At 70.0% G+C, this 26,030-nt stretch carries 8 protein-coding genes; 5 read left to right on the plus strand and 3 right to left on the minus strand.

The window, feature by feature from the left end; translation table 11 throughout:
• Nucleotides 1–5: 5 nt before the first annotated feature.
• A complete protein-coding gene (locus tag ACLJO0_RS29400; protein ID WP_410581903.1) occupies nt 6–18,017 on the minus strand; it encodes a non-ribosomal peptide synthase/polyketide synthase in 18,012 nt (6,003 codons plus the stop codon).
• Between the two features lie 112 nt (nt 18,018–18,129).
• Nucleotides 18,130–19,464, minus strand: a complete 1,335-nt coding sequence (locus ACLJO0_RS29405) for a serine hydrolase domain-containing protein (RefSeq protein WP_410581904.1) — start codon at nt 19,462–19,464, stop codon at nt 18,130–18,132.
• A 663-nt stretch (nt 19,465–20,127) separates the two neighbouring features.
• Between ACLJO0_RS29405 and ACLJO0_RS29410 the strand changes: the two genes are divergently transcribed.
• The 4 genes from ACLJO0_RS29410 to ACLJO0_RS29425 all read left to right on the plus strand — a co-directional run bounded on the left by ACLJO0_RS29410 (nt 20,128) and on the right by ACLJO0_RS29425 (nt 24,617).
• The gene (locus ACLJO0_RS29410; RefSeq protein WP_410581906.1) at nt 20,128–21,114 is read left to right on the plus strand and encodes a hypothetical protein; all 987 of its coding nucleotides are present in this window, start codon (nt 20,128–20,130) and stop codon (nt 21,112–21,114) included.
• Nucleotides 21,115–21,547: 433 nt separating this feature from the next.
• Nucleotides 21,548–22,345: a hypothetical protein gene (locus ACLJO0_RS29415; protein WP_410581908.1), complete on the plus strand. Its 798-nt coding sequence runs from the start codon at nt 21,548–21,550 to the stop codon at nt 22,343–22,345.
• A gap of 431 nt (nt 22,346–22,776) precedes the next feature.
• Nucleotides 22,777–24,120, plus strand: coding sequence for an MFS transporter (locus tag ACLJO0_RS29420; protein ID WP_410581909.1), 1,344 nt, complete (start codon nt 22,777–22,779; stop codon nt 24,118–24,120).
• 11 nt (nt 24,121–24,131) lie between these two features.
• Entirely contained in the window at nt 24,132–24,617 is a 486-nt protein-coding gene (locus tag ACLJO0_RS29425; protein ID WP_410581911.1) for a hypothetical protein, read from the plus strand.
• On the opposite strand, the gene ACLJO0_RS29430 is transcribed toward ACLJO0_RS29425, so the two are convergent.
• Complete coding sequence (locus ACLJO0_RS29430; RefSeq protein WP_410582249.1) at nt 24,589–24,711, minus strand: hypothetical protein; 123 nt, start codon at nt 24,709–24,711, stop codon at nt 24,589–24,591. The genes ACLJO0_RS29425 and ACLJO0_RS29430 overlap by 29 nt on opposite strands.
• A gap of 46 nt (nt 24,712–24,757) precedes the next feature.
• Between ACLJO0_RS29430 and ACLJO0_RS29435 the strand changes: the two genes are divergently transcribed.
• Nucleotides 24,758–25,732: an NAD-dependent epimerase/dehydratase family protein gene (locus tag ACLJO0_RS29435; RefSeq protein ID WP_410581913.1), complete on the plus strand. Its 975-nt coding sequence runs from the start codon at nt 24,758–24,760 to the stop codon at nt 25,730–25,732.
• Nucleotides 25,733–26,030 lie beyond the last annotated feature (298 nt).

Genomic DNA, 26,030 nt, shown 5'->3' on the forward strand with positions numbered 1-26,030 from the left:
GGTCCTCACAGTTCGGTGGTGGGGTCACCGGAGGCGAGGAGTTCGAGATCCCGCAGGATCATCTCCTCGACCGTCTCGGCCAGTACGGCCACGGTGCGGGCGGTGAGCACGTCACGCGGGGTGAGCCGGATGTCGAACACCGCGCTCGCCCGGGAGGCGATGTGCAGGCTCCGGATCGAATCCCCGCCGAGGTCGAAGAAGTTGTCCCCCACGCCGACCCGCTCCAGCCCGAGCACCTCGGCCCAGATCCCCGCCACGACACGTTCGGTGTCGGTCTCGGGGGCGGTGTACGCCGGTCGCGTATCGGCGAGGTCCGGTGCGGGCAGCGCACGTCGGTCGAGCTTTCCATTGCGGCTCAAGGGAAGCGTGTCGAGCTGGACGAACGCGGATGGAATCAGATAGTCCGGCAGCGTCCGGCCGAGGAAGGCCTTCAGTTCTTCCGCGGGCAGGTCGTCGCCCACCAGATAGGCGACGAGCAGTTTCGCCCCCGGCCGATCCTCGCGGACGATCACGGCGGCCTGCCTGATCGCGGGGTGGGCGGCCAGCGCCGCTTCGACCTCGCCCGGTTCGATCCGGAAGCCGCGGAGCTTGACCTGCTCGTCGAGTCTGCCGAGGAACCGGACCTGGCCGTCGGCGGTCCAGGCGGCGAGATCCCCGGTGCGGTACATCCGCGTACCCGGCGGCCCGTACGGATCGGCGATGAAGCGATCCGCCGTCAGGCCGGGACGGGCGAAGTAGCCACGGGCGAGCCCGGCTCCGCTGACGCACAGCTCCCCCGGCACCCCTGGCGGAACCGGCGTCAGCTCGGGACCGAGCACCTGGACGCGCATCCCGTCCAGCGGACGGCCGATCGGCACCACGGCCGGTACTTCGTCCACAGTGGACATCGGGAACGACGTGGCGAAGGTGGTCGTTTCGGTCGGCCCGTAGCCGTCCACGACCCGCAGGCCCGGGCACGCGCCCAGTACCTGCCGGACCGCGGCGGCCGGGACGACGTCGCCGCCGGCCCAGACCTCACGCAGACCGGTGAAGCAGTCCGGCGCCTCTTGGGCGAGCACCCGGAAGAGGCCGGCGGTGAGCCAGAGGCCGGTCACGCCCTCCTCGGCGATCGCTTGCCGCACGGCGTGGGCGTCGACGTCGGCGGGCGGCGCCACGACGACCGTGCCTCCGTTGAGCAGCGGCACCCACAGCTCGTAGGTGGTGGCATCGAAGGCGGGCGGCGAGTGCAGGAGCACCCGCTCGTGCGCACCGCCCGCGAACCGCCGGTCCGCCGCCAGCGCGGCGACGTCGCGGTGCCGGACGGCGACCCCCTTCGGCGTCCCGGTGGAGCCTGAGGTGTACATCAGGTACGCCAGTTGCTCGGGATCGACCGTCACACCAGGGTCGTGGTCCGGCCCTGTCTCCGGCTCGACCACGACGTGTCCCTTGTGCACACGCGAAAGGGTGTCCAACCAGGTTTCGTCGGTGACGGCGTACTCGACGCCGGTCAGGAGCAGCCGCAGGCGCTCGTCCGGGGCACGGGTGTCCAGGGGCACGTAGACACCGCCCGCCTTGGCGATGGCGAGTTCGGCGACCACGAACGCGCTCGTCCGCTCGGCCGCGAGACCGACCCGGTCCTCCGGCCGGAGCCCGAGCGCGAGCAGGCGGTTCGCCAGCCGGTTCGCCCGCCGATCCAGTTCCGCGTAGCTCAGGATCTCGCCGCCGGACGCGACCGCGGGCGCGTCCGGACGGTCGCGGACCTGTTCGGCGAACGACTCCGGCAGAGACCGCGCGGGCGGCTCCTCGCCGGTGTCGTTCCACTCCCGCGCCACGAGGCGCTCCTCGATGGCGTCGAGCACCGGCACCCGGCCCAGTGGCCGGTCGCCGTCGGCGGCGAGTTCGCGCAGCAGCAGGAGCAGCCGCCCGGCGATGCCTTCGATGGTCGCCCGGTCGAACAGTTCGGGGTCGTAGCCGAGTTCCACCGCCAGCCGCGGTCCCGGCGACGAGACCACGGTGATCGGGAAGTTCGTCGTCTCCAAGGCCGCCAGGTCGCGGACGCGCAAGCCGTGCTCGGCGGCCGCGTCGCCGGTGATCGGATAGTTCTCGAACACCACGAGGCTGTCGAACAGGTTCACGCCTCCGGGCAACCCTGTCCAGGTCTGGAGCCTGCTCAGCGGCACGAAGTCGAATCCGCGCGCCTCCGCCTGGGCGTTCTGTAGCTCCTTCAGCCATCGGGCCACCCCGGCCGCCCGGTCGACGTCGGCGCGCACCGGCAGGGTGTTGATGAAGATGCCGAGTATTCCGTCCACTTCGGACAGTTCCGCGGGCCTGCCGGACACGGTGGCGCCGAACACTACGTCACGGCGTCCGCTGTAGACCGACAGCAGCAGCGCCCAGGCTCCCTGGACCATGACGTTGAGCGTGAGCCCGTGCCGCTTGACGAAGCCGTCGAGCCGGGCGGTGTCCGCTTCGTCCAGCGAATACGGCAGCCAGGTCGACGAACAGGTCGTGTGGGTCTCCGACGGCACCCGGTCGCAGGGCAGCGGTGTCGGCTCCGCCACGCCGTCCAAAGTGCGCCGCCAGAACCGTTCGGCCTCGGCTGCATGGTCAACGTCGTGTCCGCCCAGCCATTCCAGGTAGTCCCGGAAGGGACGCCGGGACGGCAGCGGGCCTCCGGCATGTGCCGCGCACAGATCGGCGAGCACACCGAACACGCTCCAGCCGTCCAGCAGGACGTGGTGGAAGGTCCACAGCACCTGTGCTTCGGTGTCCGAGAGCCGGACGAGCGCCACGCGCATCAGTGGTGCACGGGCGAGGTCGAGGCCTTCCTCACGGTCCTCGTCCAGCAAGCGCCGCAGCCGTTTCGCGCGTTCGGCTTCGGACAGGTCCGTCCAGTCGAGCCGCCGGATCGGCAGGGTGACGTCGCGGTGCACGACCTGGACCGGTTCCGCCAGGCCGTCCCAGACGAAGGCGGTCCGCAGCACCGGGGTGCGGTCGAGCACCTGCTGCCATGTCCGGGCGAGCACGTCGAGGTCGGTGACGCCGTCGAGGACGAACGTCGCCTGCTCGAAGTACAGGCCCTGCTCGCTCTGCGACAGCCCGTGGAAGACCATCCCGCCTTGCATGGGGGTCAGCGGGTAGACGTCCTCGACGGCGCGACCGTCACCCACCAGCCTGTCCACTTGGGACTGGCCGAGTGTGGTGAGCGGGAAGTCCGACGGCGTCCGCCCGCCCGCGCCGGGTTCGGCGCAGTGCTCGATGATGCCCCGCAGCGCGGCGAGCAGTCCGGCCGCCAACGCGTCCACAGTGGACTCGTCGTGCAAGTTCGCCGAATACGACCAGGACACTTCGAGCGTGTCCTGTTCCACCCTGGCCACGACGTCGAACGCGTGCGTCCGCGTCGCCGCCGCGTCCAGGTCGGCGTCCAGTCCCCCGCGCATGGCGTGGTAGAGGCCGCCGAGGTCCCAGTCGAACCGGCCGAGATAGTTGAAGCTGACCGGCGCGTCGATTTCCGGCGCTGTCCCGGCGAGGTACCGCAAAGCGCCGTAGCCGATGCCGCGTCGGGGCACCGCCCGCAGCCGTTCCTTGACCGCCTTGAGCCCCGTGCCCCAGTCGTCCGGGACGTCGAGTGCGACCGGGAACATGCTCGTGAACCAGCCCGTCGTGCGCGAGAGGTCGACGTCGTCGAACAGGTCCTCGCGTCCGTGGCCCTCCAGGTCGACCACGACCTCCCGCTGCCCGGTCCAGTCGGCCAGCACCCGGCCGAGCGCGGTGAGCAGCACGTCGTTGACCTGGGTGCGGTAGACCTCGGGCACGTCCCGCAGCAACGCCTTGGTCTCGTCCGGATCGAGCCGGACGGTGACCGCGCGGGCCGAGCCGATCGTGTTCTCACCGTCGTGGTCGGCGGGCAGCTCGACAGGCCGCGCGACGGCCCGCCAGTGCGCCAGTTCGTCGTCGAAGCCACCCGCCGCGGTGTGTTCGGCGAGCCGGCACGCCCACGAACGGAACGACGTCGTCTTCGGCCCCAAGCTGCCGCCGCGATACGCGGTTTCCAGATCCTCCAGGAGGATCCGCCACGACACGCCGTCGACCACCAGATGGTGCGCGGCCAGGGACAACAGCGACCCTGACAGGACGGCCGAGAAGAGCGGACCGTTCCGCAGGTCGAAGTCCTTTGTGGACACTTCACCGATGCGCAGCACGTCCATCTGCTCCGGTGGCGCGTTGTGCTGGCGCCAGCCACTTTCGGTGCGCTCGAACCGCATCCGCAAGGCGTCGTGGTGGTCCAGGACAGTGGTCAGTGCGGCGCGTAGCGCGGCCTCGTCGACGTCCTCGGCGAGTTCGACAAGGACGGATTGATCGAACTGCTCGGGCTGTGTCGCGAAGAACCAGTGCTGGATCGGGGTGAGCGGAACGTCGCCGGTGACCGGGCCCTGTTCGGCCAAGGTCGGTGCCGGGCCTTGCGCACTCGCGGCGAGCGCCCGGATCGTCGGATACCGGAACAGGTCCTTCGGCAGCAGCCGCAGTCCCGCCCGCCGGGCACGCGACACCACCTGGATGCTGAGGATCGAGTCGCCGCCCAGTTCGAAGAAGTCGGCTTCCGCGCCCACTTCCTCGACCCCGAGCACCTCGGCCCAGATCTCGGCGAGCGCGCGTTCGGCGTCCGTGCCGGGGGCCGTCCACGCGGTCACCGGCCGGCTGAAGTCCGGCGCCGGCAGTGCCGCCCGGTCGAGTTTCCCGTTGACGTTCAACGGAATTCCCTCGAGCGGGACGAACGCGGCCGGGATCAGGTAGTCCGGCAGGTCACGCGCCAGGAACTCCTTCAGCTCGGCCGCGTCCGGCACGTCCCTCCCGGCTACGACGTAGGCCACCAGCCGCTTGACGCCCTGGTCTTCGCGGGCGAGTACAGCGGCCTGGACCAGGTCGGGGTGCGCCGCCAGCGCCGCTTCGATCTCACTGGGTTCGACGCGGAAGCCGCGGATCTTGACCTGCTCGTCGACCCGGCCGGTGAACTCCAGCTGCCCCTCCGCCGTCCACCGCACGACGTCGCCGGTGCGGTACATGCGCTCGCCTGCCAGGAAGGGGTCGGCGACGAACCGGTCCGCGGTCAGCCCGGCGCTGCCCAGGTAGCCGCGAGCCAGCCCTTCCCCCGCCAGATGCAGTTCGCCGGGAATCCCCGGCGGCACCGGTCGAAGCGCGCTGTCGAGGACGTAAGTCCGCGTGTTGTCCAAGGGCCCGCCGATCGGCACCACATCGGGCACCTCGCCGACCGACGACATCAGGCGCACGGTCGCGAAGGTCGTGGTCTCGGTGGGGCCGTAGACGTCGGCGACCACCGTGCCCGGACAGGCTTCCAGCACCCGGCGCAACGCGGTGGCGGGTACGGCGTCGCCTCCGGTCCACACTTCGCGCATTCCGGCGAAGCTGGCCGGCGCCTCTTGCGACACCAGCCGGAACAATCCCGTCGTCAGAAACGCCCCGGTGACCCGATGTTCGGCGATGACGCGGGCGAGTGTGTCGACGTCGAGGTCTCCGGGTGGTGCCACCACGACACAGCCGCCCGCCAGCAACGGCACCCACAGCTCGTAGGTGGAGGCGTCGAACGAATGCGGTGAATGCAGCAGCACCCGCTCGTGCGCTCCGGTCCGGAACCGCCGGTCCCACGCCAGCGCCACGACGTCCCGCTGCCGCGCGGCGACACCCTTGGGCGTTCCCGTGGAGCCCGAGGTGTAGATGACGTACGCCAGGTTGTCCCGATGGGGCGTCGAAAGGCGACGGTGCGTGGACGGCGCAGTGTTCTCGGTGTCCTCGGCAATCAGGACCGGCCCGGCATGGAGCGATCGGGCCACCGGCTCCCACTCCCGGTCGGTGACCAGCGCGGAAACCTCGGAGAGCAGGCTCTTCAGCCGTGCCTCGGGCGCGCGGGTGTCCAGTGGCAGGTACGCCCCGCCCGCCTTGACGATGGCCAGTTCGGCGATCACCAGCTCGGGCGCGCGTTCCATGAACACGCCGACCAGCTGCTCGACCCCGATGTCCAGCCGTTGTGCCAGCCGGTCCGCGCGAGCGTCCAGCTGGGCATAACTCAGCTCGACACCGTCGGCGGTCAGCGCCGGCGCGTCCGGCGTCCGCCGCACCTGCTCGGCGAACAGTTCTCCCAGCGTGCGCTCGGGAACCGGGTTCGCCGTGTCGTTCCACTCCACGAGCACCTGCCGCCGTTCGGCGTCGGTGAGCAGGTCGATCTCGTCCAGCGGCCGTCCAAGGTCCTCGCCGAAACTCCGCAGGACGCTGGTGAGCTGCCGGGCGATCCGCCGGGCAGAAGCCACCTCGAACAGATCCGGGTCGTAGCCGAGGTCGATGGACAACCGGTCGCCCGGCGAGGCGACCACGCTGAGCGGATAGCTGGTCGTCTCGACCGCGTCCAGTGCCCGCAGCCGCAGGCCGTGCGCGGTGGCCGCCTCCTCGTTGATCGGGTAGTTCTCGAACACCACCAGGCTTTCGAACAGGTTCGCCCCGGCCGGCACCCCGCTCCAGCCCTGCAGCCGGGTCAGCGGCAGATGCCCGTACCGGCGGGATTCGACCTGGCCCGCCTGCAGGTCCCGCAGCCACGCCGACGCGCTGACAGCGCCCGCCACGGTGACCCGGACCGGCAGGGTGTTGATGAAGATGCCGGCGATGTCGTCCGCTCCCGGCAGGTCGACCGGCCGCCCGGAAACCGTGGTGCCGAAGCAGATGTCGCGGTCGCCGGTGTACCGGGCGAGCAGCAGCGCCCACGCGCCCTGCAGGAGCGTGTTCAACGTCAGCCCGGCACTCTGCGCGGTCTCCCGCAGCCGTATGGTCTCGTCCGCGCCGAGTTCGACGGTCAGCCATTCCGACGAGCGGGTGGTGTGCGCCTGGACGGGAGGCCGGTCGAACGGCAGTCGCGCGGGTGCGGTGAGGTCGCCGAGCACGGTCCGCCAATGCGTTTCGGCGAGCCGGTCGTCCTGCTTCGCGAGCCACTCGACGTAATCGCGGAACGGCCGGCGGCGAGGCAGCTCCTCTGCTTCCCCGCGGGTGAACGCGCCGTGGCAGGCGAAGACGTCGGACAGGATCCCGAACACACTCCACCCGTCGAGCAGCACGTGGTGGAAGGTCCACAGCACGCGGACCTCGGTGCCGGACAACCGCGCGAGCGTGAGCCGCAGCAATGGCACGGCCGTCAGGTCCATTCCCTCGTCCCGGTCGCGGTCGAGGACGTCCCGCCAAGCGGTCTCACGCTCCACTTCGGACAGTGCGCGCCAGTCGTGGTGGGTGACCGGCACGGTGACCTCACGCCCGACCACCTGCACGGGCTCGTCGACGCCCTCCCAGACGATGCGCGTGCGCAGCACCGGAGTCCGGTCGACCACACGCTGCCAGGCCCGCGCGAGAACCTCCGGATCGGTGACGCCGTCGAGGACGAACGCCACCTGCTGGAAGTAGACCCGCTCCTCCCCCTGCGACAGGGAGTGGAACACCATGCCGGACTGCATCGGCGTCAGCGGGTGGATGTCCTCGACCTCGGGAGCGGCGAGCCGGTCCACGGTCGCCTGGTCGAGCCGGGCGAGCGGGAAGTCCGACGGCGTGCGGCCCCAGGCCCCGGGTTCGGCGCAGTGCGCGATGATCGAACGCAACGCGGCGACCAGCGACCCGGCCAGCCGGGCGACCGTCTCCTCCCGGTGCACGCCCTCGGCGTAGTACCAGGTGAATTCCAGCTCGTCGCCTTCGACACGGCCGACGACGTCCAGCAGGTGCGCACGAACCGAGCACGGACTGTCGTCCGACTCCAGCCGTCCCGAATCCGCGTCGAAACGACCGAGGTAGTTGAAGCTCACCTGCGGCGCGATCTCCGGCGCCGTCCCGGCGAGGTAACGCAGGGCGCCGTAACCGATGCCGCGCCGGGGTACCGCTCGCAGCTGCTCCTTGACCGACTTCAGCGCCGTGCCCCAATCGTCCGGGACGTCGAGCGCGACCGGGAACAGCGTGGTGAACCAGCCGACGGTCCGCGACAGGTCGACGCCGTCGAACAGCTCCTCCCGGCCGTGTCCCTCCAGATCCACCAGCACCCGGTCCCGGCCGGTCCAGTCGGCCAGCACGCGGCCCAGTGCGGTGAGCAGCACGTCGTTGACCTGCGTCCGGTACACGTCGGGCACCGCGCGCAGAAGTGCCGCGGTCTCTTCGGCGCCGAGGCGGGTGGCGACCTCCCGCATCGCCGCGGTGGTGTTCGGGCCCTCGCCGTCCACCGGCACGGTGGGCTCGGCGGCCGTGGCGCGCCAGTGGCCGAGTTCGTCGTCGAACCCGCCCGCGGCGGTGTGCTCCGCCAGCCGTTCCGCCCATTCCTGGAAGGAGGTTCCGCGCGGGCCGAGGTCGACGACTTCTCCGCGTATCGCCTGCCGGTAAGCCTTGTCGAAGTCCTCCAACAGCACCCGCCAGGACACGCCGTCGACCACGAGGTGGTGCGCGGACAGGGTGAGCCTTCCGGGCGCGGGCAGGGTGGCACGCAGCATCGGCCGGGTGGCCAGGTCGCGATCCACCGGCGTGTCCAGGACGTCGGCAGCCGGATCGACCGGGGCGTTCACCTGCCGCCGGCCGTGCTCGAACCGCATCCGCAGCGCGTCGTGGTGCTCGACGAGCGCGGCCAGCGCGGTGCGCACCGCACCGGGGTCGGCCGGAGCCGGTAGCTCGATCTCGACGCGCTGATCGAAGTGCCCGGGATCGTCGGTCTGCGTGGCGAAGAACCACCGCTGGATGGGGGTGAGCGCGACGTCGCCGCTGATCGGGCCGCGGTCGACGGTTTCGTGGACGTCGCCCGCCGAAGCGGCCAGTTCGGCGATGGTGCGGTGCGTGAACAGGTCACCCGGCAACAGGTCGAGTCCGGCCTGCCGGGCGCGGGAAACCACTTGGATGCTGAGGATCGAGTCTCCGCCGAGCGCGAAGAAGTCGTCTTCGGCGCCGACTCGTCCGACCCTGAGCACCTCGGCCCAGATGTCCGCGAGCACGGTCTCCGGGCCCGGCCGCGGCGCCACGTGAGCGGTGGCGCGCTGACCGGCGAAGTCGGGTACGGGCAACGCCCGCCGGTCCAGTTTCCCGTTGACGTTCACCGGAAGCGCCTCCAGCGGGACGAACACCGCCGGGGTCATGTAGTCCGGCAGGGTGCGGCCGAGGAACTCCCGCAGTTCGGCGGAATCCGGCACGCCGTTCTTCCCGACGACGTAGGCCACCAGTCGTTTGACGCCGTTGTCCTCCCGCGCGAGTACCGCGGCCTGCGCGAGCGCGGGATGCGCGCCCAGCGCCGCCTCGATCTCCCCCAGCTCGACGCGGAAGCCGCGGACCTTGACCTGCTCGTCGACGCGGCCGACGAACTCCAGCTGCCCCTCCGGGGTCCACCGCACGATGTCCCCGGTGCGGTACATGCGCTCGCCGGTGCCGAAGGGGTCGGCGACGAACCGATCCGCCGTGAGACCGGGGTCGGCCAGATACCCGCGAGCCACGCCCTCACCGGCGATGTGCAGCTCACCGGGGACCCCAGGCGGCACGACGGACAGCCCGGTGTCGAGGACGTAGGTCCGCGTGTTGTCCAGCGGTCCGCCGATCGGCACCACGTCCGGCACCTCGCCGACCGACGACATCGACCGGACGGTCGCGAAAGTGGTCGTCTCGGTCGGCCCGTAGACGTCCGCGACCACGGTGTCCGGACAGGCTTCCAGCACCCGGCGCAACGCGGTGGCCGGGACGGCGTCACCGCCGGTCCACACCTGCCGCATTCCCGCGAAGCACCGCGGATCCTCCTGCGACACCAGCCGGAACAACCCCGTCGTCAGGAACGCACCGGTGACGCGGTGCTCGGCGATCACCCGCCGGAGCGTCGCGACGTCCAGTTCCCGTGGCGGCGCGACGACCACACATCCGCCGTTGAGCAGCGGCACCCACATCTCGTAGGTGGAGGCGTCGAACGAATGCGGTGAATGCAGCAGCACCCGCTCGTGCGCTCCGGTCCGGAACCGCCGGTCCCACGCCAGCGCCACGACGTCCCGCTGCCGCGCGGCGACACCCTTGGGTGAGCCGGTCGAGCCCGAGGTGTAGATGACGTAGGCGAGCTGGTCGCGATCGGCCGGGACACCCGGTGGCGTCACCGATTCGCCCGCGGCGTCGTCGACCGTCAGCAACTGTCCACAGTGGACCTCCTCGGCCTGCGGCCGCCGTGCCGTGTCGGTGACGACGATCTTCGCCTCGGCTTCGGTCAGCAGCAGGCGCAACCGGTCCGCCGGTGCCCTCAGGTCCAGTGGCAGGTAGGCACCGCCCGCTTTGATGATCGCCAGCTCCGCCACGACCAGGTCGGCCGAGCGGTCCATCAGCACCGCGACCCGCTCCTCGGCACGGACGTCGTGCCGCAGCAGCAGGTGAGCCAGCCGGTTCGCCCGTTCGTCGAGTTCGGCGTAGGTCAGGGACCCGGTGTCGGTGGCCACCGCGACGGCGCCCGGAGTGCGCCGCACCTGAGCTTCGAAGAGCGGCGTCAGCGCGTCGTCCGGCAACGCCGTGCCGGTGGCGTTCCACTCGTGGACCACGCGATTTTCCTCGGCTTCGGTCAGCATCGTGATCGCCGAGACTCCTACGTCCGCCATACTCCGCAGCAGCACGCCCAGATGGGCGGCGAGCCGTTCGGCCGTCCCCGCGTCGAACAGGGCGGGGTCGTAGCCGAGCACCAGTGAAAGCCGGCGTCCCGGGTAGACGACGACGCTGAGCGGGTAGTTGGTCCGCTCGGCCGCTTCCAGCTCCCGTACCCGCGGCCCATCGGCGAGTTCGTCGATCGGGTAGTTCTCGAACACCACGATGCTGTCGAACAGGTTCGTCCCCGCCGGGACACCGCTCCAGCCCTGCAGCCGGGTGAGCGCGAGATGCCCGAACCGGCGTGAGGAGACTTGCCGGGCCTGCGCCTCCCGCAGCCAGTCGACCAGCCCGGCACCGCCGTCCACGCGCATCCGCACCGGCAGGGTGTTGATGAAGATGCCGGCGATGTCGTCCACCCCTGGCAGCTCGGGCGGTCTGCCCGAGACGGTCGCGCCGAAACAGACGTCCTGCTCACCGCTGTAGCGCGACAGCAATAGCGCCCACGCACCCTGTACGACGGCGTTCACCGTCAGCCGATGGCGTTTCGCGAACGCGTACAGCCGGTCGGACGCGGCTTCGTCCAGCTCGGCGGCCACCCGGTCGGCGGATCTGGTCAGGTGCCCGCGGGCGGCCACCCGGTCGTACGGCAACGGTGTCGCCGCGGACAGATCGGCGAGTTCCGCCCGCCAGTATTCCTCGGCGGCCCGGTCGTCCTGGCGAGCCAGCCAGGCGAGGTAGTCGCGGAACGGCCGCCGTTCGGGCACCGCCCCGTCATCGCCACGGGCCAGCGCGATGACGTCGGACAGCACCTGGAAGACACTCCAGCCGTCGAGCAGCACGTGGTGGAACGTCCACACCACCCGCACGACGTCACCCGGCAGCCTGACGACGACCAGCCGCGTCAACGGCGCGCGTGCCAGGTCGAGCCCTTCCTCGGCGTCGGCCTCCAGCAGCCGCCGCAGCGCCTCCTCACGCTCTACAGTGGACAGTGTGGTCCAGTCGAGGTGGGTGATCGGCAGGGTGACGTCGCGTTCGACCAGCTGCAGCGGGGCCGGCACGTTTTCCCAGACGATCCGGCTGCGCAGCACCGGCGTCCGGTCCACCACCCGCTGCCAGGCCGCGCCGAGCCGCCGCGGGTCGGCGACGTCGTCCAGTACGAAGGTCAGCTGTTCGAAGTAGACCCGGGTGCCACCCGGCGCCAGGGCGTGGAAGACCATCCCGGCCTGCATCGGGGTCAGCGGGTAGAGGTCCTCGACCGCACGGCCGTCGCCCGCCAGCGCGTCCACCTGCCGCTGGTCCAGCGCGGCCAGCGGGAAGTCGGACGGTGTCCGGCCGCCCGCCTCCGGCTCGGCGCAGTGCCGGATGATCTCCCGCAGCGCGCCGAGGAGCGCGTTCGCCAGACCGTCCACTGTGGACTTTTCGTGTACGCCCTCGGCGAAGAACCAGTCGAACTCCAGCGCGCCGCCGTCGATGCGGCCGACGACGTCGAGCAGATGCGGCCGGAGCTCCTCCGGGGCGACGTCCAAGGTCAGTTCCCTGCCCGGCGCGGCGTACAGGCCGCCGTCGGCGACCGGCGGGTCGAACCGGCCGAGGTAGTTGAAGCTGACCGCCGGGGTGATCTCCGGCGCCGTCCCGGTGAGGTAGCGCAGGACGCCGTAGCCGATGCCGCGGCTGGGCACCGCCCGCAATCGCTCCTTGACCGTTTTGAGCGCCCGGCCCCAGTCATCGCCGGCTTCCAGTGCCACCGGGAACAGACTGGTGAACCAGCCCACCGTCCGTGACAGGTCGGTGTCCTCGAACAGATCCTCGCGGCCGTGGCCTTCGAGGTCGACCACGACGCGGTCGTGACCGGTCCAGTCCCGCAGGACATGGCCGAGCGCGGTGAGCAGCACGTCGTTGATCCGCGTGCGGTACACGGCGGGCACGTCACGCGTCAGCGCGGTCGTCTCGGCTTCGGTCAGCCGCACGGTCACCGACCGGGCGGCACCGGCGGTGTTCGTCCCCGCACCGTCCACCGGCACCGACGTGTCACCGTCGAAGTCCTGCCAGTAGGCCGATTCTCCGGCGAACCCACCCGCCTCGGCGTGGTCGGCCAAGCGGCGGGCCCACTCGAGGAACGACGTCGACCTCGGTCCGAGGTCGACGGCCTCGCCCCGGACCGTCTGCCGGTAGGCCAGGTCCAGGTCCTCCAGCAGCACTCGCCAGGACACCCCGTCGACGACGAGGTGGTGGGCGGCCAGCCGAAGCATCTTGCGACCGTCCTCTTCGGACAGCCATGCCCGCAGCAACGGCCCGCGCCCCAGGTCCACTTCGGACGGTCCGGCCAGTACGTCCATCGGGCCGGGCGGCGGATTCACCTGACGCCACCGCCCGTTCGCGCGCTCGAACCGCATCCGCAGCGCGTCATGCTGCTCGACCAGTGCCGACAGAGCCGTGCGCAGCGCGGCCTCGTCGACATCCGCGGCGAGTTCCATCGACAGCGACTGGTCGAACCGTTCGGGACGCCGGGTCTGGGTGGCGAAGAACCACTCCTGGATCGGGGTCAACGGCGCCTCACCCGACACCGGGCCCCGCGCGGTCGTTCCGCCCGTCTCGGTGGCCGTGCCCGCCAGCGCCGCGACGGTCTGGTGCCGGAAGAGGTCGCTGGTGCTCAACGCGAGCCCTGCCCGGCGCGCCCGGGCGCCGACCTGGATGCTCAGGATCGAGTCACCACCCAGGTCGAAGAAGTTGTCCTCGACGCCGACCTCGTCGAGGCCGAGCACCTCGGCCCAGATGCCGGCCAGCACGCGCTCGGGTTCCGTCCGCGGCGCCGTGCGACGAACGGCCGTCGGGTCGAGCATCGGTTCGGGCAGCGCGCGCCGGTCGAGTTTCCCGTTGGGGCTCAAGGGAAGCGCGTCGAGCAGCACGATCGCCGACGGCACAAGGTAATCCGGCAGCACCTCCGCCAGCGAGCGGCGTACCGCCGTCGCGTCCGGTGCCGTGCCCGGCGCCGGGACGACGTAGGCCACGAGCCGCTTGCGTCCGGCGTCCGTCCGCGCGAGCACCGCCGCCTGCGCGACGTCCGCCCGTTCGGTGAGCGCGGCCTCGATCTCCGACGGCTCCACCCGGAAGCCCCGGATCTTGACCTGGTCGTCGGCTCGGCCGACGAACTCCAGCGTGTCGTCGGAACGCCAGCGCACCAGGTCACCCGTGCGGTAGCACCGGCTCCCCGGCTCGCCGAAGGGGTTGGCGAGGAAGCGTTCGGCGGTGGCCCCGGCACGGTCGACGTAGCCACGGGCCAGGCCGGGTCCGGCGACGTACAGTTCGCCGACCACTCCGCGCGGCACCAGCCTCAGCCGGGCGTCGAGTACGAACGCCCGCATCCCGTCGAGTGGAGTGCCGATCGGCACGACGTCCGGCACCGACTCCGCTGAAGTCATCCGGAAGGCGGACGCGAACGTGGTCGTCTCGGTGGGCCCGTAACCGTCGACCACGGCCGGCCCGGGACAGCAGGCGAGCACCCGGCGGACCGTCTCCGCCGGGACCACGTCGCCGCCGGTCCAGACTTCGCGGACACCGGTGAAGCAGTCGGGTTCCTCTTGGGCGACAAGCCGGAACAGGCCCGCGGTGAGCCACAGCGCGGTCACGCCGTGCCGGGTGATCAGCTGCCGCAGCCGGTCGACGTCGAGGTCTCCCGGCGGGGCGACGACGACTTCCCCGCCGTTGAGCAGCGGCACCCACAGCTCGTAGGTCGACGCGTCGAACGCCAGTGGCGAGTGCAGCAGCACCCGCTCGTGCGCGCCGCCGGTGAACCGGCTGTCCCACGCGAGCGCGACGACGTCCGCGTGACGCACCGCGACGCCCTTCGGCACGCCGGTGGTACCCGAGGTGTACTCGACGTACGCCAGGTTCTCGGGATCCAGGTCGACGAACGGCCGGTCACCGGGCTCCGTGGCAAAGACCACCCGAAGCGGCCGCGGGTGCACGTCCGCGGCGACGTCCGCCCAGGCGGAGTCGGTCAGCAGCAACGCCGAGCCTTCGAGGATCCGCCGCATCCGTGCGGCGGGCGCACGCAGGTCGAGCGGCAGGTACGCGGCGCCTGCCTTGAGGACGGCGAGGACGGCGACGACGAGGTCCACCGAGCGGTCCATCAGGATCCCGACGCGGTCCTCCGCCCGCACACCCAATTCGTTCAGGTGACGGGCGAGCCGATCGGCGCGCTCCTGCAGTTCGCGGTAGGTGAGTGAGGTGTCCCCACAGGTCACCGCTGGGACGTGGGGCGTCCGGGTGACCTGGTGGTCGAAGGCAGCCGGGACGGTGTCGCCCGCGGCGACGGGTCTGCCGTCGGGAAGCAGGAAACGCCGGTCCGCGTCCGTAGTGAGCGGCAGGTCACCGAGCGGCCGGGCGGGATCGGCGGCGATCCCGGTCAGCAGGGTCTCCAGCCGGGCGGCCAGGCGTTCCACGGTGACGGCGTCGAACAGGCCGGTGCTGTACTCGATCGCGAGCTCGAAGGTGCCGTTGCGCGGCCAGAACTCGATCACGAGGTCGAAGCGGGCGGACGGCCGGGGCAGGTCGTGCTCGGTGACCCTCAGCCCGGCGACGTCGCGCGGCCGCACCAGCGGGCTCTGCAGGACGACGACGGCCTGAACGAGCGGCGTCCGGGAGGGATCACGTTCGGGGCGCACCGCATCGACGACCCGGTCGAACGGCGCCTCGGCGTGTGCGAAGGCGGCCAGCACGGTTTCCCGGAATTCGCCGAGGAATCCGGTGAACGACCGGTTGTCTTCCACCCGCGAGCGCAGCACCAGGGTGTTGACGAAGAAGCCGGTCAGCTTCTCCAGTTCGGCGCGGTCCCGGCCGGCGACGGCCGTGCCGACCGCGACGTCCTGCTGCCCGCTGTGGCGGGCCAGCAGGATCTGCACGGCCGCGGTCAGCGTCATGAACAGCGTCGCGCCGTGCTCGTGGCCCAGTTCGGTGAGCCGCTCGACCAGCACGGCGGGCAGCGACCGCCGGTGGACCGCGCCGGCCGTGGACCGCTGCGCGGCGCGGGACCGGTCGGTCGGCAGGGCGAGCGGTTCGAGACCGTCCAGCCGCTGCCGCCAGTACGTCAGGTGCGGGCGCAGCGCCCGGCCTGTCAGACGGGAACGCTGCCAGGCGGCGAAGTCGGCGTAGCGCACAGGGAGTTCCGGCAGTGTCTTCCCTGCGTAGAGGTCCATCAGCTCCTCGGTGAGGATGCCGATGGACGCGCCGTCGGTGACGATGTGGTGCTGGCAGAGCACCAGCAGGTGGTCCCGGTCCGCCAGTTCGAACAGGGTGGCCCGGGTCAGCGGGCCGCTCCGGAGGTCGAACGGCCGCGACAACTCCGTGGTGAGTTCGCCGTCCAGATCGTCCTTATCGGACAGTCGACGGACCTGGAGCGGGATGGCGGCGGTCTCGGCGATCCGCTGGACGCCCTCGTCGTCCACCACGTCGAAGGTGGTGCGGAGGGAGTCGTGGCGTGCGCAGAGCAGGTCGAGCGCGTTGGCCAGGGCGTCGACGTCCAGCGAGCCCGAAAGCCGCAGCCCGACGCCGGTGTTGTTCTCGGTGGCGGCGTTTCCGGAAAGCTCGTCGAGGAACCACAGTCGCTGCTGTGCCGGGGAAATCGGCACCGGACGGCCGTCGAGCGCGACCGGGATCGGCTCGGCCGGGGCCGGGTCCGGAGTCTCCGGCAGCAGCCGGGCGAGCCGCTCGACGGTGGGGGCGTCGAACAGCGCCTTCGCCGTCAGCTCCGTCCCGAACGCCGTGCGCAGCCGGGAAAGCACCTGCACGACGAGGATCGAGTCACCGCCCCGGGCGAAGAAGTCGTCAGTGGCGCCCACCGGGCCGCCGCCCAGCACGTCTGCCCAGATCGCGGCGACCCGCCGCTCGGCGACGGTCCGCGGTTCGACGTACTCCGCCGTTTCCGCCGGAGGTTCGGGCAAGGCACGCCGGTCGATCTTGCCGTTGGTGTTCAGCTTCAGGCCGTCCAGGACGACGAACGCCGAGGGGATCATGTAATCCGGCAGCGTCTCGGTGAGCAACGCGTGCAGACCGTCCGGTTCCTCTCCGCCGTCACCGCGGGTGACGAGGTATGCGACGAGCCGTTTGGCGCCCGGCCGGTCTTCCCGGGCCACGACCACGGCCTCACTGACGTCGTCGTGCCGGCACAGCACGTCTTCGATCTCGCCGAGTTCGATGCGGAAGCCGCGGACCTTGACCTGGTCGTCGGCGCGGCCGAGGAATTCCAGCTCGCCGCGGTCGTTCCGGCGCACGAGGTCACCCGTGCGGTACATGCGATCGCCGTCCGGGCCGAGCGGGTCGGCGACGAACCGCTCCGCGGTCAACCCCGAACGCGACTGATAGCCGCGCGCCAGACCCGCCCCGGCGAGGTGCAACTCCCCCGCCTCTCCGTCGGGGACCGGGTTCAGCCCGGTGTCCAGCACATACGCCCGCATCCCGTCCAGCGGCCGCCCGATGGGCAGGCGCTCCGGCACCGAATCGCGCGACGGCAGGCGGTGCGCGGTGGCGAAAGTCGTCGTTTCGGTGGGCCCGTACCCATCGACCACGACGAGGCCAGGACAGTGTTCGAGGACGCGACGGACCGGGCCTGCCGGGACCGCCTCCCCGCCCGTCCAGACCTCCCGCACGCCGCGGAAACAGTCCGGGGCCTCCTGCGCCACCACCCGGAACAGCCCGGCGGTCAGCCACAACGCCGTCACCCCATGTCCGGAGATCATCCGGCGCAACGTCTCGACGCCAAGGTCGCCCGGCGGCGCGACCACGACGGTGCCACCGCTCAGCAGCGGCACCCACAACTCGTAGGTCGACGCGTCGAAGGCCGGCTGCGAGTGCAGCAGGATCCGCTCGTGCGCGTCGCCGAACCGGCTGTCGGCCGCCAGTGCGGCGACGTCCCGGTGCGTCACGGCGACGCCTTTCGGCACACCGGTCGAACCGGAGGTGTACATCACGTACGCGAGCTGGTCCGGATCCACCACCGTGCCGGGTGAACCGGCGGGTTCGCGTTCCAGGGTGGGGTCGTCGAGGCGCTGCGCGTGGACGCCGGGAAGCGGGTGCTCCCGGTCGGTGAGCAGGACCGAGGCCCTCATCTCGGCGAGCACCCGGTTCGACCGCGCTTCGGGGGCCCGCGCGTCGAGTGGGACATAGACACCGCCTGCCTTGACGATCGCGACTTCGGCGACGACGAAATCGGCCGACCGCGTCAGGCTCACGGCGACGGGGTGCTCGGCGCGGACGCCGAGCCGCCTCAGGCGGTGCGCGAGCCGGTTGGCCCGCTCGTCGAGTTCCCGATAGGTCAACGGCGCGAAATCCCCGGTCACGGCGATCGCGTCCGGGGTGCGCGCCACTTGACGCGCGAACAGTCCGGGGAGGTGGGCTCTGGCGATGTCCTGCGATGTCATGAAACGTCGAACCTTCCGAGCGCGCGTCGAGGACCGCCTCAAGGGAGACGGGTGGACGGAGACAGAGGGGAAGAAGACAGGCCTCTCGGGCCGTATGGCGGTGCGACCGCCTTCAGTGACTCACCCGCTCGGCGAGACGGCCACCGACCTGCAAGGCGGTGACGCGTCCGGTGCGGGGATCGCGGACGATGCGGCCGCAGTCGGCCCGCAGTCCGGTGGCGGGGTCCGGGACCGACATCGTCCCGCAGTCGTAGAGGGCCAGGTCGCGGTGGACCTCACCGTCCACCGTGAGGCATACGACGCCCTCGGTGTCGGTCTCCACGACGTACTCCAGCTCCCCGTTGCGATAGCCGCCGCGGCTCTCGTCCGGCATGGTGACCCGCCGGGCACGCTCACCGCGCGCCCGGTAGTCCGGGATGTCCAGGCCGAGCGCGCGCAGCTCCCGCAGTACCGCGGACCACAGCGCCGCTCCTCCGACGGCGTTGGTGGTCAGCGCGACGACGGTCTGTCCTTCGCCGTCGATGCGCAGGTGACACGATGTTCCGTCGGCCGTGCCGTCGTGGCCCAGCCAGGTGGTGCGCTTCCCCTGGAAACGCGACAGGCCCAGCCCCCAGCCGTCGGCGAGGCCGAAGGGTTCGGCGTCGCCGGGGGCGTACATCTCCCTCGCGGTCGCCTCGTCGAGCAGACAGGGATTGCCCAGATGAACTTGCCCGAACTTGATCAGTTCACGGGCGCTCAACGCCAGGGCGCCGACGGGAGCGAGCACCGGGGCCAGCATCTGCTCGACCACCCGGGGCCGGGCTCCGGGACGACCGGCGTGTCCTTTGGCGCTCGGCTCCCGGCCCGCGCAGCCGATGAAGGCGGCGTCCATGCCCAGCGGGCGGATCAAAATCGTTTCGAGGGCCTCCTGCCACGGCATGCCGGTCGCTTCTTCGATGAGCATGCCGACGAGCGCGTAGCCGACGCTGGAATAGGAGAAGGCGGTGGAAGGGGCGCAGACCAGCAGGTCCGGGCGCAGCCAGCCAAGCAGGTCGCGACGGCTGGAGCAGTGTTCGGCGGGGTCGGAGGGCAGGCCGCTGGTGTGCCCGAGCAACTGCCGGAGGGTCAGCAGGCCGCCGAGCTCGCTGTCGCGCAGCTCCGGGAGAAAGTCGCCGATGGGCGTGTCGAGCTCGAGATCGCCGTCGGCCACCAGGAGCATCGCGAGCGTCGCGGTGAAGGCCTTGGTGATGGACCCGACGGGCACCGTCGAATCCGGCCTCATCGGGCGGTCACCGTCTTCCACACCGGCTTCGGCCACCGAGAGTTCGTCGCGGTGCCACACCGCGAGCTGGGCTCCCCGCACCTGGTGCCGCTGGATCAGAGAGCTGAGGACCCCGGCCAGCCTGCCTGGCGGGATGGGGCGGACCGACTGCCTTCCGGACGTCGCGGGAACACACGAATCTGCCACTGACGAAAACACTGAACAGACCTTCCGAACACTTCAACTGCCACAGGAGTAGATCGCACGTACCAATGACCGCTGTGGCGTCCCGAGAAGGTCGCCGCGCATCATTCTCGCCAAGAGACGCCTCACACGTTGCCAACCTGGCTCCGATTTCGACACCACCAAGTGGACCAATCCGAAAACAATCGGAGATCATATCGGCTCGCAATCAAAAGCACAGAATTGCCAAGATCGCAATTCGAGCGCGTCGCCGAAAATTGGCGATCTGTCAATTCCATGCCGTGGAACCGTGGTCCGGTCAACCTTGAAACCTGGCTCCACCTGAGGTATCTCACCGCCACGGTCGGCTCAGGAAGCGGACACATCGAAGAAAGATCATGAATTCGACCTCGCCGCGAAATTCACCTGAACAGCACGTGACAAAAAGACTGAGCCGAAATGCGACCTGCGCAAACAGTGTCATATACCCATGAAATAGTCTTTCAAACATCCGACCCGTAAGCAGGCGCTGGATGGAGTGGAGCCCGCATCGCTTGGCCGGGCGGACGGCGTTGCCGGTCGTTGCGGCGTCGGTCGGCGCGTCCCGGACTGTTCGAGCAGCGCGACACCGGCGTCGCCGAAATTCGCGCGCGGCTTCCGCGGCAGGCTGTCACCATACGAGACGCGATGAAAAGCGAAGTGAAATGGCCGACGACCGGCCGGGCGCCGAAGACACTGACCTGGCACGGCGACGGCCTCGCCGACTGGGTGAGCGGCTACACCTGGTATCCGGACGGCCCCGTGGGTGAGAGTCCTCAGTATCCCTTCCCAGCCCCCTACGACGGCGCGGCCGTGTCACCGTCCGGGCGTTACCAGGTCGTCTACAGCGAGTACGGGCTGGATGCCCAGCTGCTCGACCGGGGCGAGCCCGTCCGCGAAGTCACCCGCGATGACGACGATCCCGGCGCCTTCCTCTTCCCCGTCGCCTTCACGACGCTTCCGAACGGGCGGGAAGCCCTCATCTCCTGCCCCGAACATCGCGGCAGGCTCGAAATCGAGCAAGCCGAGACCGGGGAGCGCCTGACCGCTCGCGACGGTGCGGCGGACGACTACTACCACTCCCGGCTGGCCGTCAGCCCCGGCGACCGGTGGCTGCTCAGCGCGGGTTGGATCTGGCACCCTTTCAAAGTCCCCCAGGCCTACGATCTCCGGCTCGCACTGACGGATCCGGCCTCACTCGACACGAACGGCGTACTCCCGAGCGGGCTCTTTCAGGGAGAGCTCGAGTCGGCATGCTGGCTTGACGACGATCGCGTCGCGTTTTGCGCCGAACCCGGCACCGGCGGCCGCGAACCGCAGCAGCTCTGCCCAGGCGACCTCGGCGTGTGGTCCATGCGGACGGGCACCTGGGAGAGCAAAGTGCCCGTCCAAGGTCATCTCGGCACCCTCCACCGATTCGGGAAGTACCTGCTAAGCCTCTACGGGCACCCGAAACTCGTCGACCCCGCGACCGGCGCCGTGCTCGAAGCGTGGCCGCACCTGGCGACCGGGGAGCGCACTGACGGTATCGGCTGGGGGCCCGAGCATCAGCCCGCCGTGGCCGTGCACCAGGACGGCACCCGGTTCGCAGTCGCGGCCGACGAGTTCATCACCATCGTCACCTGGTCGCACTGACACTTCTCCCATGGCTGCCTGCACACATCATCTGCTCCGGCGACGCACCTGTCAGTGGAACTCAGGGAGGACGTGCTCTTGCCGGCCTCGGAAGAATCCCTCGTGGTCGGAACCGGCTTGCCGGACGTAGCTCTCGTCGTTTTCTGAGCGATTCGAACGGATCCTGGGTGTCCACTCGATACACTCATCGCCCGGAGGCTGCGCGTGGCATTCGTTGGTCACTCATCGAGCACCGCGATGGTGTGGCGTTCGTTGCTGATCAGCATTCTGTCGGTGTGGCGGGCGTTCGCGATGCCACCGCAGCACCGTATCCGGGCTGACCGGCAACCGGCAGTTTTGGCGCGCGGGGGTCACAACCGCACCGCATTCTGTGACACTTTGACGGGCTGTGTCCCGCAGTGACAGCGCGAGAAGGGAATCTGCTGTGTCCGGAATGCTCAACAGACGCAAGGCGCTCGCTCTCGGTGGTGGTGCCGCGCTCGGCATCATGGCCGCCGGTGCCGGCACGGCTTCCGCCGCGACGGGATGGATCCGGCTGCCGATCGTCACCGCCAACATCGGCCGCGACAACCTCGGGGCGCGCGAGGCCGCGATCGACGCCGTCCGCAACTGTGACCCCCTGGTGCGGCCTCTGGTCGGCTGGCAGGAGATCAACGAGGGCGACACCGGTGAGCCCGCGATGATCGACCACTACTTCGGGCCCCTGTACAACAACGCGTTCCTGCGGCACAACTCGTCGTTCCGGGTCCCGATCTCGATCCCGCAGCCGTGGGAGGTGGCGAGCGCGAAGACCACGTATGTGCACGGCGGCATCACCGGGGTGACCCCGCCGCGCTGGATCAACGAGGTCGTGGTGCGTCACCAGAGCCACCCGACGCTCCAGTTCGCGCTGATCAACTCGCACTACATCGCGAATGCGTACAACGGCGACCAGCGCACCGACCTGCGCGACGAGTGGAACGAGCACAAGAGAATCCACGCCAGTCGCGTGCTCGCGCACCACAACGTCGGGCGCCTGGTCTTCTGGACCGCGGATACCAACAACCCGAACTACTACAGGGCCACCAGCCTGGACACGGAGCGCCGGTGCTTCGGCACCGGGATCGACCGCATCAACTGGCTGGCAGGCAACGGCGTCGTCCAGGAGCAGTTCATCGACACCAAGACCGTGGACATGCGCGTGGACGGGCATGACGCCCGGGTCGCCGTCTTCCAGGTCCGCCTGGCCTGACGGCACGCACGGGCCGGGCGCCGCACCGCCCGGCCCGTGCCATGGCCGAGGTCTCGAAGGGGCAGAACCGTCATCCGCGACGCTGTAGCCGCGCGCCGCCATGGCGCGAGCGTGCTCGATGGCGGCCTCCGGGATGCGTTCGCGGATGTAGCCGAACATGTCGTCGGCGTACGACGCCACATTCCCCAACGGTCCGGCGGTGAGGCCGCGCAGCTCGAGCATCACCGATTCGGGAAGCTCTGCCGCCTCACCCTCATTCCGGGAGCCTATCGGCGGTCACCCGCTCATGCCGGGGACAGCGCCCCCGGTCCCTTTTTTGTTTGCGCGATCCCGCCACCGCGGTCTATCTTCCAACGTGTCCGATAGGCGATCCACTATGTCCGCATATCGGACGCCGTGCGTTTTTCCGGCCGACTCGACGAGGAGCGAAAGTGACGAACGTGCCCGCCTCGCACGAAACGGCCGGTCCGAGGTCCGGTGTCAGCCGGTCGGCGTTCAGGCGGGTACTGGCGGGCAGTACCGCCGGCGCGGTGCTGGAGTGGTACGACTTCGCGCTCTACGGAATCCTGGCGGCCACCGTGCTCGGCCCGCTGTTCTTCCCCGGTGGCGACGGGTTCGCCCAGTTGCTGCTCGCGCTGGCGACGCAGGGACTCGGTTTCGTCGCGCGCCCGATCGGCGGCATCGTCTTCGGGCATCTCGGCGATCGACTCGGCCGCAAACCCATGCTGGTGACCACTTTCCTGCTGCTCGGGCTGTCGACCTCCGCGATCGGGCTGCTCCCCACCTACGCTCAGGCCGGCATCGGGGCGACGATCTCGCTGGTCGTGCTGAGGCTGATCCAGGGTTTCGCCCTCGGCGGCGAGTTCGGCGCGGCGGTGCTGATGGTCAGCGAGTACGGAAGCCCGAAGCGGCGCGGCTTCTGGTCGGCGTGGCCGCAGGCGGGAGCGCCGCTGGGCACGGTGCTGGCCACGGCCGTGGTCGGCGGGATCGCCTTGGTACTGCCCGAAAACGCCTTCGACCAATGGGGGTGGCGCGTCGGTTTCCTGTTCGCGATCCCGCTTCTGGTCATCGGCTTCTGGATCCGGCGGCGCATCGACGAGTCGCCGGTGTTCCAGGAGGCGCAGGCACGGGCCACGGCATCCGCGGACGCCGTCCGGGAGCGGTCGAGCATCCTCGAGACACTCGCCCACCCCGGTCCCGTCCTCCGCGGTCTCGGCGTGCGGCTGGGCGAGAACGTGGCCTTCTACGTCTACACCGTCTTCGTGGTCGCCTATGCCACGAAGACCTTCGGCTACGACAAGCCCGACGTCCTCCTCGCGGTGGCCGTCGGGTCACTGCTGCAGTTCGCGGGGATGCTGGCCGGCGGCTACTGGTCGGACCTCGTCGGACGGCGTATCGCCATGCTGGTCCCGGCGGCGGGCCTCGCGGTGTGGGCACCGGTCTTCTTCGCCGTCGTCCAAGCCGACAATCTGCCTCTGCTCTATCTCGGCGTCGGTGTCGGCGCGGCACTGCACGGACTCCTGGCCGGACCGGAAGCCGCCTGGATCGCCGAACTCTTCCCGACCCGACGCCGTTTCGCCGGTGCTTCCCTGGTGTTCCAAGGCTCTTCGATCATCGCCGGCGCGCCCGCGCCCCTCATCGCCGTGTGGCTGGCCGAAAAACAGGGCCCCACGGCGGTCGTGCTGTACCTCGTCGGCACAATCGCCGTCACCCTCGTCGCACTGCTCCTCAGCACCGAAACCCGGGGCACCGACCTGAACTCCGACAGCCGGTGACGAGGAGCACCATGTGGCAGGCTGGAGTGGTGAAGGAGCCGCTGTACCGCCGCGTGAACACCCGGGCCAGGTCCGTCCACCACGACCACGGCGGGGACTACCGGCACCAGCGCAACACGAAAACCGAACGCGGCTCCGACCTGACGCGCGGGTCCATGAGACGGCGGGAACGCCGGGGCCTGGACTACACGCCGTTGTTCCGGTTCCTGCTGGGCAAGATCGGCGCGGACTGGGACGAGGTGCGCGACGAGGCCGCCGCCCGGCTCGACTCCGCCGACCCGATCCATTGGCTGGTCGCTCGGCAGCCGCACGAACGACGCGAATACGTGCGGCTCGGCGAAGCCAGTTACTACAGCGGCCTCTACGTGGACGACGACAACCGGTTGCAGGTCGTCAACCCCGAACTGGGTGCCTGCGACCTGGAGCCGGCCTGCCCGTGCTGCACCCACACCTTCAACGGTGTCCGGTTCACCCGGAAGTACCGGCCACCGCAGTGATCGCCACAGCTGGTTCGACCCCGTCGAGCGGGATCCGCTCGGTCACGAACCGCTCCAGCGGCAACCGGCCCTGCAGATACAGGTCGATCAGCATCGGGAAGTCCCGCTCCGGACCTCTCAGCCGATGAAAGGACAGCCCCATGAAGGTCCTGGCAGTAGGCGGAACCGGCTTCATCGGACAGCACATCGTGCGTGAACTACTGGCACGCGGGCACGACGTCACGGTGCTGGTCCGCACGCCACCCACGAACCTCCCCGCCGCCGTGACAGTCCAACTCGGCGACCTCACCGATCTGTCCGACGAGCGGCTCGACACGATCGTCGCCGGCCACACGGGCATCGTCGTCGCATCGTCCGCCGCCGTCGCCGCACCGCGCAACGTCGACATCACCGCGTTCTTCCATGACACCAACGTCGCCCCCGTGGTCAGGTTGCTCACCGCCGGCTGCCGGGCGCAGTGCGACCGCGCTGTCATCCTCGGCAGTTTCTACGCCACCCTGCAGCGCGAACGGCCGGCACTCCGCCTGGCTGAACTCAGCCCGTACATCGCCAGCAGAATCGAACAAGCCGAGCGCGCACGCGCCGCGGTCAACGCGGAAACCTCCGTGGCCGTTCTCGAACTCCCTTACGTCGCAGGCACGACCCCCGGCCGGCGATCACCTCTCGAACCCATGCTGCACAGCATGTCCATCGGCAACGCGGGCATACTCGCCTACCCTGGCACCACCGCCGTCGTCACCGTCACCCAAGTCGCGCAAGCAGCCGTAGCGGCGCTGGACCGTCGCGCCAATGGCAACTATCCGATCGTCACCGCGAACCTCCCCTGGGCCGACCTCTTCACCCGCCTCGCAACCGCTGCCGGCCACCCTCCGAAACGCATCTGGAAACTCCGTCCAAGCGCCATCCGCCTTCTGATCCGCAAGGAAGGCATCCGGCAACGGCGTCACGGATTCACCATCGGTTTCGACCCGACGCAATGGAGCAATCTGCACGCCACCACCATGGTCCTCGACCCGGACATCGCCCGCGCAGAACTCGGCGTCGAGCCCGACGATCTCACCAAAGCCCTCCAAAACGCCGCCTCGACCTCACGAGCCACCACAGAGCCATCATGACCACGACCTTGCTGACCGGTCTGGTGATGGCCGAAGGCGCCGCCGCACAACCGCAGATCTCCCGGCGGCAGAACCGCTGCTCACCAGTGGTCGTCAATCGCTGAACTGCGCGTTCCCGAAACCGTACGGATAAGAGTCATTGGCGGCCGCGACGACACACTTGACGGTCAATGTACCCACATCGCCGAATTCCCAGTGGTTTTGAGAGCGAACCGAGGCCGACGGCCTCATCACCCTCATGCTCGACGGCCTGGCCAAGCAGGGTCAGGACAAGCCTGACGGATGCCGGTCCTCGCGA

The sequence above is a fragment of the Amycolatopsis sp. lyj-108 genome (assembly GCF_046549005.1).
In the GTDB taxonomy this organism is placed as follows: domain Bacteria; phylum Actinomycetota; class Actinomycetes; order Mycobacteriales; family Pseudonocardiaceae; genus Amycolatopsis.

Bases quoted from the DNA above. Each gene is read 5' to 3' on its own strand.
- ACLJO0_RS29400 (WP_410581903.1), bottom strand. From the start codon at position 18,017: ATGACATCGCAGGACATCGCCAGAGCCCACCTCCCCGGACTGTTCGCG.
- ACLJO0_RS29410 (WP_410581906.1), top strand. From the start codon at position 20,128: ATGAAAAGCGAAGTGAAATGGCCGACGACCGGCCGGGCGCCGAAGACA.
- ACLJO0_RS29415 (WP_410581908.1), top strand. From the start codon at position 21,548: ATGCTCAACAGACGCAAGGCGCTCGCTCTCGGTGGTGGTGCCGCGCTC.
- ACLJO0_RS29425 (WP_410581911.1), top strand. From the start codon at position 24,132: ATGTGGCAGGCTGGAGTGGTGAAGGAGCCGCTGTACCGCCGCGTGAAC.
- ACLJO0_RS29430 (WP_410582249.1), bottom strand. From the start codon at position 24,711: ATGCTGATCGACCTGTATCTGCAGGGCCGGTTGCCGCTGGAGCGGTTC.
- ACLJO0_RS29435 (WP_410581913.1), top strand. From the start codon at position 24,758: ATGAAGGTCCTGGCAGTAGGCGGAACCGGCTTCATCGGACAGCACATC.